Raw genomic sequence first — 13902 nt, 5'->3', positions numbered from 1 at the left:
GGACGTGGCCGTCGCGGCACGTGGACGTGTCAGGAGGCGCTGACCATCGGCGCGCGCGACGCCTCGGTCGTGTCGGCCCGCTCCGGCAGTTCGGCGCCCGCGTGTGCCTTGAACCGCCGCAGGCGCAGGCTGTTCGTCACCACGAACACCGAACTGCCGGCCATGATCAGGCCCGCCAGCATCGGATTGAGCAGCCCGCTCGCCGCGAGCGGGATGGCCCCGACGTTGTAGGCGAAGGCCCAGAACAGATTGCCCTTGATCGTGCCGAGGGTGCGGCGCGACAGCCGGATGGCGTCCGCGACCACGCGCAGGTCACCGCGGACGACCGTCAGGTCGCCCGACTCGATCGCCACGTCGCTGCCGGTGCCCATCGCGATGCCCAGGTCGGCCTGCGCGAGAGCCGCGGCGTCGTTGACGCCGTCGCCGACCATCGCGACGACCTTGCCGTCGGCCTGGAGCCGCTTGACCAGGTCGACCTTGCCGGCGGGGAGGACGTCGGCGACGACGTCGTCGATCCCCACCTCCGCCGCGATCGCCGCCGCGACCGCGGCGTTGTCGCCGGTCAGCAGGATCGGGTGCAGCCCCAGTCGCTTGAACTGCGCCACCGCCGCCCTGCTGGTGGGCTTGACCCGGTCGGAGACGACGAGGATGCCGCGCACGGCGCCGTCCCAACCCACCATCACCGAGGTACGGCCCGCCGCGTCGGCCGTCGCCCTTGCGGCGGCGAGCTCCGGGGGCAGGTCGGCGGCCCACGAGCCGAGCAGCGAGGCCCGGCCGACGATCACCTCGTGCCCGTCCACCGTGCCGCGCACACCCACCCCGGTCTCGCTGGTGAAGTCCGCGACCGCGGGCAGTTCGCCGCAGCGTTCCCGCGCCCCCGCCACCACGGCGCGGGCAATGGGGTGCTCCGACGCGTTCTCCAACGCGCCCGCGAGCCGCAGCAGTTGGGCGTCGGCCACCCCGTCGACGGGCACGACCTCCACGACGGACATCTCGCCGGTGGTGACCGTGCCGGTCTTGTCGAGCACGACGGTGTCGACGGTCCTCGTCGACTCCAGCACCTGCGGGCCCTTGATGAGGATGCCGAGCTGCGCGCCCCGGCCGGTGCCGACCAGCAGCGCGGTCGGCGTCGCCAGCCCCAGCGCGCACGGGCAGGCGATGATCAGGACGGCCACCGCCGCGGTGAACGCGGCCGCCGCGGGTTGGCCGGAGCCGAGCCAGTAGCCCAGCGTGGCGAGCGACAGCGCGATCACCCCGGGTACGAACACCGCCGACACCTGGTCCGCGAGCCGCTGCACGTCGGCCTTGCCGGTCTGTGCTTCCTCGACTAGCCGGGCCATCTGCGCGAGCTGCGTCTCGCCGCCCACCTTCGTGGCGCGGACGACGAGCCGCCCGCCGGCGTTGACCGTGGCGCCGACGACCTCGTCGCCGGGCCCCACCTCGACGGGTACGGACTCGCCGGTGAGCATGCTCGCGTCGACCGCGGAGGAGCCCTCCTCCACGACTCCGTCGGTTGCCACCTTCTCCCCCGGCCGTACGAGGAACCGGTCGCCGACCGCGAGCGCCGAGATCGGCACCAGCACCTCGACGCCGTCGCGCAGCACCGTCACGTCCTTGGCGCCCAGCGACAGCAGCGCCCGCAGCGCGGCGCCGGAGCGGCGCTTCGCGCGTGCCTCGAAGTAGCGGCCGCACAGGATGAACAGCGTCACGCCCGCGGCGACCTCCAGGTACATGTTGCCCTCGCCGGGCATCCGTTCCAGGGTGATGCGGAACGGGTGACGCATGCCGGGCTCGCCGGCGGTGCCGAGGAACAGCGTGTACAGCGACCACACGAACGCGGCGATGGTGCCCACCGAGACCAGCGTGTCCATCGAGGCGGCGGCGTGCCGGAGGTTGGCGAAGGCGGCCCGGTGGAAGGGGAACGCCCCCCACACCACGACCGGCGCGGCCAGCGTCAGGCAGGCCCACTGCCAGTACTCGAACTGGAGCTGGGAGAACATCGACATCGCGATGACCGGCACGGCCAGCACGGCGACGACCCAGAGTCGGTGCCGGGCCGTGCGCAGCTCACGGTCGTGTTCGGCCGCCTCCGCGGCGGCCGGGTCCGGGGCGTCCGCCGCCGGGGCCGAGGGCGGCTGCACCGGCCGGGCCGTGAAGCCGATCTCCTCGACGGCGGCGATCACCCTCTCCTGCGTGATCTGGGGCGCGACGAGCACCTTCGCCTTCTCGGTGGCGTAGTTGACCGTCGCTTCCACGCCGTCGATCGCGTTGAGCTGCTTCTCGATGCGCGCCGCGCAGGCCGCGCACGTCATGCCGCCGATCAGCAGTTCCAGTTGGTTGTCGGTCCTGGCCGCGCGGGGTGTCACCAGCCGGGCCGTGAAGCCGATCTCCTCGACGGCGGCGATCACCGCGGCCTGCGAGACCTGCGGCGCGGCCAGGACCTTCGCCTTCTCGGTGGCGTAGTTGACCGTCGCCTCCACGCCGTCGATCGCGTTGAGGCGCTTCTCGATGCGCGCCGCGCAGGCCGCGCACGTCATGCCGCCGATCAGCAGTTCCAGTCGGTTCTCAGCCGTGGCCATGCGGGGTGCCTCCCTCCGTGGCGCCGCCGGACGTGTCGGCGGGGACAGCGGCTCCGCCGTTGCGCACGGCCTCCTCGTTGCGTGCCTTGGCTGCCGCGAAGGCCTCCTCGCTCAGGCCGTGCGGCGGCGGGTTGGGGCCGTTCACGCGCAGGGTGAACGCCGCCGTGCGTACGACGCCCTGGTGCTGGAAGTCCAGGAACAGCCGGTAGTCGCCGAAGCTGGGCGCGGTGGCGTGGAACAGGATGTCCGGGCCGGGGGCGGTCTGTCCGTCGCCCGGCGTGCCGTCCGGATGCACGTGCAGGTACGCCATGTCGCCGTCGCGGAGCGCGACCAGGTGGCCGAAGGCGCCGAGGTACGGCTCCAGGTCGGTGACCGGCTTGCCGCCCTTCGCGACGCTGAGGGTCAGCTTGCCGCTCTTGCCGGGCGTCAGCTCGCCGCCGAGCGTCACGGTGTAGCCGTCCACCGTCGCGGTGGTCGAGGGCGCGGGCAGCGCCTCCGGCCGGAAGTCGCCCGACACGGACACGTCCGCCCCGAGCGTCTCGCCGTGGATGCCCCACAGCGGCATGTAGTCGGCGAAGATCCGGTACTCGCCCGCCGCCGCGAAGGTCAGCGGCACCCGCCACACGCCGTCGGAGCCGAGGTTCGGGTGGACGTGCTGGAAGTTCGTCAGGTCGCGCCGCGCCACGATGAGGTGCATCAGCTTCTCGTGCTGCGGCTTGTACTTCATGAGCGGCGTACCGTCGTGTTGCAGGATCTGGAAGGCGAAGGTCTGCTTCGTGCCCGCCCGGACGTTGTCCGTGATCACCTTCAGGTTCATGCTCTCGTGGGTGATGGCCAGGCCGTACGAGGACTCCTCGGCAGCGGCGGCCGGCTTGGCGGCGGGTGCGGGCGCCGGTGCCGCCGTCGGCGGGGGCCCCACCGTACGGCCGACGATGTAGGCGCTGCCCAGCACCAGCACCAGGGCCAGTGCGAACGCACCGAGTTTCGTCACTATCTTCATGATCATCCGTCCTGAGTCGACGCGATTGGCGTGGAGGCCGCCCCGCTCCACCGCAGCAGGCAGGCCCCGAACGACATGCCGCCGCCGAACGCCAGCAGGAGGACGAGGTCGCCGTCGGAGAGCCGTCCGGCCCGGTTGGCGTGGTCGAGGGTGAGCGGCACCGAGGCGCTGCCGGTGTTCGCGTACTCCTCCACCGTGCGATGGGTCTGCGCGGCGGTCAGCCCGCACGCGCGTACCAGTTCGTCCAGCAGCATGCCGTTGGGCTGGTGGGGCACGACGTGCGCGATGTCGGCCGGGTCGACACCCGCCCTGGCCAGCAGCTTGTCCACGAACGGCGGGACCTCCTGCAGGACCAGTTCCGTGACTCCCCGACCCTGCATCCGGAAGAAGTGGCCGCCCTCGGCGAGCGTCGCCGCCGACGCCGGCAGCCTGCTGCCGCCCGCCGACACCCGGATCAGGTCACCGGCGTCGCCCCGACTGGCCATCTCGTACTCGATGACGCCGCGCCCCGCGGGCACCGCCCCCACGACTGCCGCGCCGGCGCCGTCGCCCAGCAGCACGGCCGTGCGCCGGTCCTCGAAGTCCAGGATGCGTGAGTAGACGTCGGCGCCGACCACCAGCGCGTGGGTGCCCGGCCGGTCGGCCACCAGCGACCGCGCCAGCACCAGGGCGTGCACGAATCCCGCGCACACGGCGTTGATGTCGAAGCAGGCGGCCCCGTACGCGCCGAGACGGTCCTGCACCAGGCAGGCCGTCGGCGGCTGGGGCTGGTCCGGGGTCGACGTGGACACGATGAGGTAGTCGACGCGGTCGACGCCGAGGCCCGCGTCCCGCAGCGCGCGGGTGGCGGCGTGCACGGCAAGGTCCGAGGTGGCCTCCTCCGCCGCCGCGAACCGACGCGAACGAATGGCGGTCTTACGCACGATCCATTCCGGGCTCGCGCCCGGTACGCGACGTGCGATTTCCTCGTTCGACAATGCTCGCGTGGGCACCCAGGATCCGGTGCCCAGAATTCCGACGGATGAGGACACAACAGCCTCCACAGAGAAAAGGCGTTCCTTGCCTGCAAATTAGCCGAGCAGAAGCATCGACCGCAATCACGAACGCCACGGCCCCACACCGGCCGTCGGGCAAATTACCGGACGATGGCGGAAACAATTTCGCGGCGATGGAACGTGCAATTTCCCGGCCCTTCGGCCACCCGCCGACACACGGTCCACCCGTGCAGTTCCTCCCGGGCCGGACATGACACCGCGCGGGTGGGACGTGCCGATGACCCCCGCCATGCTGGCGGGACGACCGATCGCGTGGCGGGGCCCCGCGGCCCGGCCGGTGCCCGCGCGGGCGGGCGGCCGACGTCGGCGCCATTCCTCGTCGGGCAGGAACACGACCGGACGGAGAGCATCCGATGACAGCGCACACCGCCGAAGTGAGCCGCCCCTCGGCCGGCTCCGGACAGGACCGCCGCCGGCCGACCGCGACGACGCTAGCGGATCAGCAGATGCCCCGACGCAACGTGACGGATACGATCCATTCCGTGTCGGGCGAGATTACGACGACCACGCCGGCCATGCCGCAGGCGGGCCCGGTGCGTCCGATCGTGGCGGGCGCGCCGGGGCGAGCCGCCCCGGGCCGCGTACGCCGGGAGTCCCTGCGTTGACGGTCACCGGGGAGCAGCCCGCCGAGCTGACACGGTGCGCCGCCCTGCCGGCGCACCCCCCGTCGACCCCGGGCATGCGTCAGGCGAGGCTGTGCACGCTGGTGAGCGCCGCGAGCGGGGTAGCCGCGTGCCTGGCGCTCACGGTCCTGCAACTGCTCCGCGGTCCCGACGGGCGGTGGCTCGCGCTCGGCGCCACCGGCTGCCTCCTCCTGGCCGTGGCACTGGCCGGCGCGCTGTACCGGACGGTCACCCCGGGAACCGCTCCGATGACCAACGGCTGGACGCTCGCCGCTCCCGCGCTGGCCGCGGCGCTGTCCGTGCCGCTCGTCGGGCCGGCGGGCGACACCCCGGGTCTGGCGTGGTCCTTCGTGGGCGCCGCGCTCGTCGGGGTCGCGCCGCTGGTGCTGCCGGCCCGGTACGCGGTCACCCCCATGGCCGCCACGGTCCTGGTGTCCGCGGTCACGGCCTGGTGGCTCGGCGGCCCCGTGCGCGACGCGGTGACCGTCACGGTGGTGCTCGGGCTGTCGGTGGCGGTGTGGAACGTGCTGCACCTGTGGTTCTGGACGTTCCTCGGGCAGGCCCGGGAGGGGCGCGACGCGCTGGCCCGCCTGGCCGCGACCGAGGAGCGGCTGCGGTTCGCCCGCGACGTCTACGACCTGCTCGGCAACCACCTGGCGGCGATCGCCTTCAAGGCCGAACTGGCGTCGCGGCTGGCCCCGGTCGACGGGGAGCGGACGAAGAAGGAGGTCGCCGAGATCCGGGCGCTCGCGGCGGCCGCCCTGGCCCGGATGCGGGAGGCCGTGCACGGCTACCGCGGTGTCGACCTGCGCGAGCAGGTGCTCGCGGTGGCCCGGGTGCTGCGGGCCGCCGACGTGCGGTGCACCGTGACCCAGCCGAGGAAGGACCTGCCACCCGCGCTCACCGGCCCGCTGATGTCCGTGCTGCGCGACGCGGGCGCCCACGTGCTGCGCGACGGCGAGGCACGGTGGTGCACGATCGAGGTGGCCCGCGAGGCGGACGGCGCACGGTTGACGGTCGTCAGCGACGGCGCCGGCACCGCCGACGACGACGCCGTGCTGCCGGGACTCGCCGACCGGCTGCGGGACGCGGGCGGCGCGCTGCGTACCTGGCGGGAGGACGGGACGTTCACCGTGGAGGCCACCGTCCGCACGAAGCGGTGACCGGACGGCGTACGCCGACGGCGGGTCGCCCACCCCGTCGGCGCATGGTCGCCGGACGCGACGCGGCACCGCGCCCACCCGTCGGTGGACGGGGTGCCGTGTGGTCAGCGGGCCGCCGGCAGGGGCCCACCGGGCAGGAGGCACTCGTCGGCCGTGGGCCAGCGCGTCGGATCCTCGCCCAACGTGACGAGCTCGGCGACCTGGAGGCGGCACCACGGCGACAGGGAGATGTCCCCCGTGTTCACCGCGTAGACGAAGTCCGCCCAGTCGGCCCACTCGAAGTCGGCGATGGCGGCCGGGTCCGGGGTGGGGCGCTCGTCGGTCACCACCCGGAACACCGGCGCGACGGCGTTCTCCGCCACCCCGTTGTCCATGACCGCGCGGTAGCGGAACGCGGGCAGCACCAGCTCGGGCACGGGCGCCGTCAGGCCGAGTTCGGCGCGGACGGTGCGCGTCACGGCCGCGGACACCGGTTCCCCGGGCGCGGGATGCCCGTAGCAGGAGTTCGTCCAGATCCCCGGCCAGGTCCGCGTCCGGTCGCCGCGCAGCGTCAGGAGCAGCTTCGCGTCGCTGGTGAAGACGTAACAGGAGAAGGCCAGGTGCAGGGGCGTACGCGAGTGGTGCACCGTCGCGCCCTCGGTGGCGCCCACGGGCTGCCCCTGTTCGTCGAGTAGCACGACCTGCGGCATGGTCATCGGGTCCCTTCCCGTACGGGATTCAGCTCGCCTGCGCGGAGGCGACCGCGATCACGGTTCCCCAGCCGGTTCCGCCGGCGCGACGTCACGCCGACGTCGCCTGCCGCGCGCACCCTTCGGTGGATCGATGTGCACCAACTCCGTACGCGTGCTGATCTTCAGCTTCCGGTAGGCCCGCGTCAGGTGCTGCTCGACCGTGCTGACGGTGATGAACAGCCTGTCGCCGATCTCCCGGTTGGTGTGCCCACGGGCGGCCAGGTTCACGACGCGGCGCTCGGCGTCGGTCAGGGTGGCGAGCCCCTCCCTGGCGCCGGCCACCGGAGGGTCGAGGGTGTCGTGGGCCGGCCTGAGCTTGCGCCGCAGCAGCTCGGCGTGACAGCCCTCGGCGAGTTGGAGGGCGTGGGCGCTCATCATCTTGGCGCGCCCGAACTCGCCGAGCGCGTGCCCGGTCTGGCTGAGGTCCGCGAAGACGTGCGCGAGCTCGTGCCGGTCCCCACTGGCGTGCAGCAGGTCCATCGCCTCGCGCAGCATCACCTGGCGTTGCTTCGGCGCGTACGCCGCCGCCAGTGCCCGCAGCCCCATGCCCTTGGCGCGCGGGGCGTCCCCACCCGGCAGCGCGAGGTGCTCGGTGACCAGCTTGCGGGCCCGGTCCGGCCGGCCCATCCGCACGTGCAGCCGGGCGAGGTCGACCCGCCACGGCAGCGCGCCGGGGTCGTCGACGCCCCAGGTCACGGCGAGCTGACCGGTGGTCTGGAAGTCCGCGAGCGCGGCGTGCCGCCGGTCCACGGCGTCGTAGTAGACGCCCCGGGCCCGCAGGTACTGCGGCCAGAACAGGCTCTGGCGCATCGCGGCCGGTGTCGACTCGCGCAAGGCCGTCTCCGCCAGCGGCAGTTGCCCGGTCATCGTGCGGGCGAGCACCAGGTGTGCGAGGGGCGAGCCGACGGCGACGCCCCAGGCCGCGGGCGGCATCGTGGCCAGCGCGTCGCGTGCGTGCCGCTCGGCGACGCCCAGGTCGCCCCGGCACAGGGCGATGGCGGCCCGCACGTCCGACAGGACGGCCCGCCAGCTCGTGATCTCGTACGCCTCGGCCTCCTCGGCCAGCTTCTCGCACCAGTCGGCGGCGCGGTCGAGGTGGTCGGCGTGGACCAGCACCCGCAGCGCGTCCCACACCGACACGAGGAGGGAGTCGCCCGCGCGGGCGCGTTGCAGCACCTCCTCGGCGCGGTCGACCGGGCTGCCCCGGTCGTCGCCGGGGGATCCAACGGGGTCGCCGCCGTGCGGACGGCAGTATCGCAGCCACCGCCGGGTGGCGAGGTAGTCGGCGCCGAGGTCCGGGTCCGGGTGCGCGGCGAGGTCGCCCAGGCCGCCGAGCGCCTCCTCGGCGTCGACGTGCCTGCCGTGCCAGGCGAGCGACCGGGCGAGCAGCAACGTGTCGGCCTCGTCGAGCAGGCCGGCGCGACCCGCCTCCAGCAGCGACGACAGGTGACGCGGGACCGCCTCGGGGTCGGCGCGCCAGTACGCCCGCACGAGGGCCGCCTCCGCGACGGCCCGCACCCGCCCGTCCCGGGTGGACCGCAGCGCCAGGTCCAGACAGTCCACCGCGTACCGCACGGCGCCGGCGGCGACGGCCTCCCCCGCGGCCGTGACCAGCACCGGTGCGGCCCATGCCTCGGCGGGCTCACCGATGCCCACCAGGTGCGCGGCCACCTCGGCGGCGGACGCGCCGTCCTCGTGCAGCAACCGCGCGGCGCGCGACCGCAGCGCCGACTGGGTCTGTTGCGGGCAGTCCTCCAGCACGGCGGCGCGCACCGCCGGATGCTGGTAGACGTGTCCCTGGGTGAGGCCCGCCTCGGCGAGCGCGCCGAGCACCTGCCGCACGGCTGCCGCGCTCAGGCCCACCAGCCCGGCGACGAGCCCGACGGACACGGACGGACCGACGATCGCGAGGACCCGGGCGACGTCGAGCAGCCGGGGGTCGCTGCGGTGCAGGCACGCGAGCGCGGCCTGCACGAACGACTCGCCGACCGTCGGCGCGGCGTCCACGACGCCCCCGGCGAGCGAGTCGTCGACCAGCGCGTGGACGAGCATCGGGTTGCCGCCGCTGATGAGGTGCGCGGACGCGGCGAGCTGCTTGGCGGCCTCCGGCCGGATCCGCTCGGCGAGCAGGCGTCCCACCCCGTCGCGCGACAGCGGCAGCAGTCGCAGGTGACGGCAGTGGGGTTGCCGCGTCAGCTCCGCCCGGAACGCGGCGGCCTCGGGCCGCGCGCCGACGCATCCGCTGACCACGAGCAGCATCCGCGCGAAGCGGATCCGCCGTTGCAGGTACAGCAGCGCCTGCAACGACAGGGGGTCCGCGAACTGCACGTCGTCGACGACGACCACCAGCGTCCGGTCGGCGGCGACATCCAGGAGGGCCTGACAGACGTCTTCGAGCAGTTGCGCCTCACCGTGGCGCAGGGCGGGGGTGCCCGACTCACCCGAGGGGGCGTCGTCGCGCCGGAGCAGCGGCAGGTGGTCGGCCGTGGCGGTCTGGGCCCGCAGGCTGTGGAACAGCTGCCCGACGACGCCGAGGCGGATGCCGCTCTCGGCGACCGAGCAGGCGGCCGTCAGCACGAGCGCGCCGTCGCCGGCGGCCACCTCGGCGGCGGCGTTCACCAGTCTGGTCTTCCCGCTGGCGACACCCCCGTCGACCAGGGCCACCCGGCCCTGGCCGGCGGCGGCCGTCGCGTACGTCTCCGCGAGGTCGGACAGCAGGTGTTCTCTCTCGATCAGTGCCATGTGGGACACCTCCGGACACTCCTGAGGCTCGGTCGGCCGGCGACTCACCCCGGTTGTACGGCGTGGGCGAAAGCGGCGCCGCCGGGCGGCGCCGGGTTGAGCGCCCGGGTGTGCGTCCGGATCCGGCGCAGCACGTCGGGCATCTTGTCGTTGAGGTAGAAGTGGCCGCCCGGATGCACGACCAGCTCGAACCCGCCGCCGGTGTGTTCCTCCCACGCCTGCGCCTCGTCTACCGTGACGCGGGGGTCGCAGTCGCCGATGAGGGCGACGATCGGGCAGTCCAGGCGTGGTCCGGGCCGGTACTCGTAGGTCTCGGCGGCCGTGTAGTCGGAGCGGATGGCGGGCAGCACCATCCGCACCACGTCCTCGTCGTCGAGCAGCGCGTCGTCGGTGCCCGCCAACGCGCGCACCTCGGCGATCAGGCCGGCGTCGTCGCGCAGGTGGACCCGCTCGACCTTGCGCCGGTGCGGTGCCCGCCGGCCGGAGGCGAACAGGGCGGTCGGAACGACGCCCCGCAGGCCCAGCCGCCGCGCGACCTCGAACCCGATCGTCGCGCCGAGGCTGTGGCCGAAGATGGTGACCGGCCGGTCGAGCAGGGGCGGCAGCGCCGCCGCCAGCTGGTCCGCGATCTCGTGGACCGAGGTGAGGCCCGGCTCCCGCCAGCGGTCCTGGCGGCCGGGGTACTGGACGGCGAGCACGTCGACCTCGGGCGCGAGGGCCTTGGCCGCCGCGAGGAAGTAGCTCGCCGAGCCGCCGGCGTGCGGCAGGCAGAGCAGCCTGGTCGCCGCCTCGTCGGCGGGGTGGAACCGTCGTATCCACAGCTCGGTGTCTGTCATCTCGTCCACCCCGCGAATCCGCTCGTGCTCGTCAGTGCCGGTTGCGCCGGGGCGGTCAGCGGACCGCGTCCACCCGCGCCTCGCTCCAGCTGATGGTGGTGGGCCGGACCGCCGCCAGGTCGCTGGTGGTCCAGCTGTCCACGACGTCGATCCGCACGTCGCCGTCCGCCGGAGCGTCGGCACCGTCGAAGAAGAAGGCGTTCAGAATCTCGACTGCATTGACCGACATGGAGGAGGTCCTCTCTCGCGCTGCAACGGCCTCGTTGGTGAGGAACGCCACTTAAACCTCCTCGATGGGTGCGTGTTTCAACAAGGTCTGCACTCACCGTCTCGATGCAGGTTCATCACAGCGCAATCGTGAAACGCTCATACCCACGCCGCACGGCAGGCTCGGCGAGCCTTGTCAATACTCCGAACTGCCAGAACAGCGTCACAGGTGTTTCGACGACGCGGTTTTCCCTGGCCGGACGGCCCCGGGAAACATCGGCCCGACACCGGGTGCTCCCGGCGGCACGTGGGGCGCGGCAGCCCGAATGAATCGCGCTCCCGCCCGGACCAGGAACAACGTCGGGGATTCGCAGGGCGCCGTTCCCCGCCCCGTGGTGCGCAGGTCACCTGGCCGGCATGACGGCCTCATGCCCCACCGCCGGCCCACGACACCTGACCAGCACCAGCGCACTTCCACACCAATGACCACCACCAACCCCCACCACCTCCTGCGGGGTGCCCTAGGGGTGCCCCACCAATGACCACCAATGGGAAACTCCAAACCCACCAACACGCCGCCACCCACCCGGAGGAACCATGCAATTCTCCGTACTCGGCAGCACCGAAATCACCAACAACAACACCCCACTCGAACTCGGCGGAATCCGCCAACGCGCCATCCTCGCCTACCTCCTCCTCAACGCCAACAAAGTCGTCGCCACCAGCCAACTCCTCCACGCCATCTGGGACGGCAACCCACCCCCCACCGCCCGCAAAATGATCCAAAACGCCGTCTCCGCCATCCGCCGCACCCTCACCACCAACACCGACCCCACCACCACCGCCACCCTCCACACCCACCCACCCGGCTACCAACTCCGCCTCAACACCGAAACCATCGACCTCCACCGCTTCCGCCGACTCGTCCGCGAAGGACGCCACGCCACCACCACCAACAACCCCCACCACGCCGCCGACCTCCTCCACCAAGGACTCGCCCTCTGGCGCGGACGCGCCCTCGCCGACCTCGTCGAAACCGGCATCACCTGGTCAGAAATCACCGCCATCGAAGACGAACGACTCTCCGCCATCGAAGACCGACTCGAAGCCGAACTCGCCTGCGGCCGACACCGCGAAATCACCCCAGAACTCGAAATCCTCACCGCCACCGAACCACTACGCGAACGCCTCTGCCACCAATTCATGCTCGCCCTCTACCGCAGCGGCCGCCAAGTCGACGCCCTCCGCGTCTACCGCCGCACCCGCGAAGCACTCATCGACGGCCTCGGCCTCGAACCCGGCCGCAGCCTCCAAGAACTCCAACACCGCATCCTCGAACACGACACCAAAATCCAGGTACCGGCGTTGGTGGGGTGAGCGACGCCCACGCGAGGGCCGTGGCCACCTCTGTCACGCGGAAGCGTCGACCCGGCCCTCTCCCCCGCGCCGCCGCGACGGCAGCCGGGCACGGTCAGGCGCGGCAGGCCCCGGCGGTCGGTCGACCGTCGCGTGCTGCCGCGCCTGACCGTGCCCACGCCACCGCCCCGGCCCGAGGCCGCGCTCACGCCACCGCCTCGGTCCCCGGGCTGAGGCCGGACTCACGCCACCGCCCCGACCCAGGTTCCCGGGCCGGGGCGGCGCGGTGGTCGCCTAACCGTGTCGCAGCAGCACCGGCAGCGACGCCACGTCGTTCGCCATGAACGAGCGCAGCGGCTCGATCTCGTCCGGCGGCACGGCCAGCGCGAGGTTCGGGAAGCGCGCGAACAGCGCCGGCACCGCGACGGCCGCCTCCAGTCGCGCGAGGCGGGCGCCGGGGCAGAAGTGCGGGCCCGCCCCGAACGCGAGGTGCTCCTTGTTCTCCCGGTCGATGTCGAACGCCCCCGGGTTCTCGTGGACGGCCGGGTCGCGCCCGTGCGCCAGGTAGCTGATGAGGATGGCGTCGCCCGCCCGGATGACGATCCCCTCGCCGAGGTCGATGTCCTCCTTCGCCCAGCGCATCGGCAGCGCCGCCACCGGGCAGTGCGCCCGCAGCGCCTCCTCGATAGCGTCCGGCCAGCGGACCGGGTCGGCCAGCAGGGTGGCCAGCTGGTCCGGGTGGGCGAGCAGCTCGCGGACCGTGTGGTCGATCAGCGTCACGGTCGTCTGGCTGCCGCCGCCGATGAGCAGCAGCAGCATGTCGACCAGCTCCTGCTCGCTGAGCGGCTCCTCGCCCTCCACCCGGGCCGCCATCAGGAAGCTCGTCAGGTCGTCGGAGGGCTCGCGGCGCTTCAGGTCGATCAGCGTACGCATGGCGACGTTCATGTCGACGTAGACGGCGGCCGACTCCTCCTCCGGCACGTTGTCGGTGTTCAGCACCACACGCAGGATGCGCAGCACCTCGGACCGCAGGTCGTCCGGCACCCCGAAGAGGTCGCAGATCACCCTTGTCGGCAACTGCTGCGAGTAGATGGTGTGCAGGTCGACGGGCTCGTCCGACGGGCGCGTGGCCAGGTCGTCGAGCAGCCGTTCGGCGACGAGCTCCACGTGCGGGCGCATCGCGTCGATCCGCTTCGGTGTCAACGCCGGCGCCACGAGCTGCCGCAGGCGCTGGTGCTCGCGACCCTCCGCCGTGGACATGGACTCGACGTCCACCCACGGCGACAGCCACTTGATCTCGCCGGGGGTGTAGCTGGGCACGTTCTTCGTGACGTTGCGGGAGACCCCGGGGTGGGTCAGCAGGCGCCGGACCACGTCGCCGCGGGTGATCGACCAGGCCAACATGCCTTCCGGCAACTCGACGGCCACCGCGGGGCCGGCGGCGCGAAACTCGTCGATCTGCGCGTACAGGCACTTGCCGCCGCGGCTGTCGATCTGGGTGGTGGGGGCAGCGCTGAAGTCGACCATAGTGCGCCTCCTAGCTGATGAGTTAACGCAAAAAAAGGTAACTGTCGATCAGGAACTGCCGGGTAACGACCCTCTCGCGCCCG

At 72.8% G+C, this 13902-nt stretch carries 11 protein-coding genes; 3 read left to right on the top strand and 8 right to left on the bottom strand.

Features of this window, described 5'->3' with window-relative positions:
* Positions 1 to 29 precede the first annotated feature (29 nt).
* The 3 genes from CLT72_RS28855 to CLT72_RS28845 are packed head-to-tail and all read right to left on the bottom strand — an operon-like array spanning position 30 to position 4610.
* Positions 30 to 2579, bottom strand: a complete 2550-nt coding sequence (locus CLT72_RS28855; protein WP_101414434.1) for a heavy metal translocating P-type ATPase — start codon at positions 2577 to 2579, stop codon at positions 30 to 32.
* Positions 2566 to 3579: a hypothetical protein gene (locus CLT72_RS28850; protein WP_486484390.1), complete on the bottom strand. Its 1014-nt coding sequence runs from the start codon at positions 3577 to 3579 to the stop codon at positions 2566 to 2568. Before CLT72_RS28850 ends, CLT72_RS28855 begins: the two co-directional genes overlap by 14 nt.
* Before the next feature lie 2 nt (positions 3580 to 3581).
* On the bottom strand, positions 3582 to 4610 hold the full coding sequence (locus CLT72_RS28845; protein ID WP_101414433.1) for a ketoacyl-ACP synthase III: 1029 nt from the start codon (positions 4608 to 4610) through the stop codon (positions 3582 to 3584).
* Positions 4611 to 5116: 506 nt separating this feature from the next.
* Here CLT72_RS28845 and CLT72_RS33130 point away from each other — a divergent pair.
* Together CLT72_RS33130 and CLT72_RS28840 are read left to right on the top strand one after the other, a co-directional pair.
* Positions 5117 to 5239, top strand: a complete 123-nt coding sequence (locus CLT72_RS33130) for a hypothetical protein (protein WP_486484350.1) — start codon at positions 5117 to 5119, stop codon at positions 5237 to 5239.
* On the top strand, positions 5236 to 6420 hold the full coding sequence (locus CLT72_RS28840; RefSeq protein ID WP_486484349.1) for a sensor histidine kinase: 1185 nt from the start codon (positions 5236 to 5238) through the stop codon (positions 6418 to 6420). The genes CLT72_RS33130 and CLT72_RS28840 overlap by 4 nt, the downstream gene beginning before the upstream one ends.
* Positions 6421 to 6524: 104 nt before the next feature.
* On the opposite strand, the gene idi is transcribed toward CLT72_RS28840, so the two are convergent.
* The 4 genes from idi to CLT72_RS31740 are packed head-to-tail and all read right to left on the bottom strand — an operon-like array spanning position 6525 to position 11009.
* Positions 6525 to 7115 (bottom strand): isopentenyl-diphosphate Delta-isomerase, encoded by a 591-nt coding sequence (idi, locus tag CLT72_RS28835; protein WP_199184666.1) that lies wholly within the window; start codon positions 7113 to 7115, stop codon positions 6525 to 6527.
* A 51-nt stretch (positions 7116 to 7166) separates the two neighbouring features.
* On the bottom strand, positions 7167 to 9893 hold the full coding sequence (locus CLT72_RS28830; RefSeq protein WP_101414431.1) for a helix-turn-helix transcriptional regulator: 2727 nt from the start codon (positions 9891 to 9893) through the stop codon (positions 7167 to 7169).
* A 44-nt stretch (positions 9894 to 9937) separates the two neighbouring features.
* On the bottom strand, positions 9938 to 10729 hold the full coding sequence (locus CLT72_RS28825) for a thioesterase II family protein (RefSeq protein ID WP_199184665.1): 792 nt from the start codon (positions 10727 to 10729) through the stop codon (positions 9938 to 9940).
* Positions 10730 to 10784: 55 nt separating this feature from the next.
* A complete protein-coding gene (locus tag CLT72_RS31740; protein WP_144082350.1) occupies positions 10785 to 11009 on the bottom strand; it encodes a hypothetical protein in 225 nt (74 codons plus the stop codon).
* Between the two features lie 524 nt (positions 11010 to 11533).
* On the opposite strand from CLT72_RS31740, the gene CLT72_RS28820 reads away from it, so the two are divergent.
* Positions 11534 to 12313: an AfsR/SARP family transcriptional regulator gene (locus CLT72_RS28820; RefSeq protein ID WP_101414429.1), complete on the top strand. Its 780-nt coding sequence runs from the start codon at positions 11534 to 11536 to the stop codon at positions 12311 to 12313.
* A gap of 273 nt (positions 12314 to 12586) precedes the next feature.
* On the opposite strand, the gene CLT72_RS28815 is transcribed toward CLT72_RS28820, so the two are convergent.
* The gene (locus tag CLT72_RS28815; RefSeq protein ID WP_101414428.1) at positions 12587 to 13819 is read right to left on the bottom strand and encodes a cytochrome P450 family protein; all 1233 of its coding nucleotides are present in this window, start codon (positions 13817 to 13819) and stop codon (positions 12587 to 12589) included.
* Positions 13820 to 13902 lie beyond the last annotated feature (83 nt).

This window comes from Micromonospora sp. CNZ309, assembly GCF_002846525.1.
This window is presented reverse-complemented; position numbering and strand designations above follow the sequence as displayed.

Coding starts and splice junctions, on each gene's coding strand:
- idi (WP_199184666.1), bottom strand. CDS start 7,115: ATGACCATGCCGCAGGTCGTGCTACTCGACGAACAGGGGCAGCCCGTG.
- CLT72_RS28815 (WP_101414428.1), bottom strand. CDS start 13,819: ATGGTCGACTTCAGCGCTGCCCCCACCACCCAGATCGACAGCCGCGGC.
- CLT72_RS28830 (WP_101414431.1), bottom strand. CDS start 9,893: ATGGCACTGATCGAGAGAGAACACCTGCTGTCCGACCTCGCGGAGACG.
- CLT72_RS28825 (WP_199184665.1), bottom strand. CDS start 10,729: ATGACAGACACCGAGCTGTGGATACGACGGTTCCACCCCGCCGACGAG.
- CLT72_RS28850 (WP_486484390.1), bottom strand. CDS start 3,579: ATGAAGATAGTGACGAAACTCGGTGCGTTCGCACTGGCCCTGGTGCTG.
- CLT72_RS28855 (WP_101414434.1), bottom strand. CDS start 2,579: ATGGCCACGGCTGAGAACCGACTGGAACTGCTGATCGGCGGCATGACG.
- CLT72_RS28820 (WP_101414429.1), top strand. CDS start 11,534: ATGCAATTCTCCGTACTCGGCAGCACCGAAATCACCAACAACAACACC.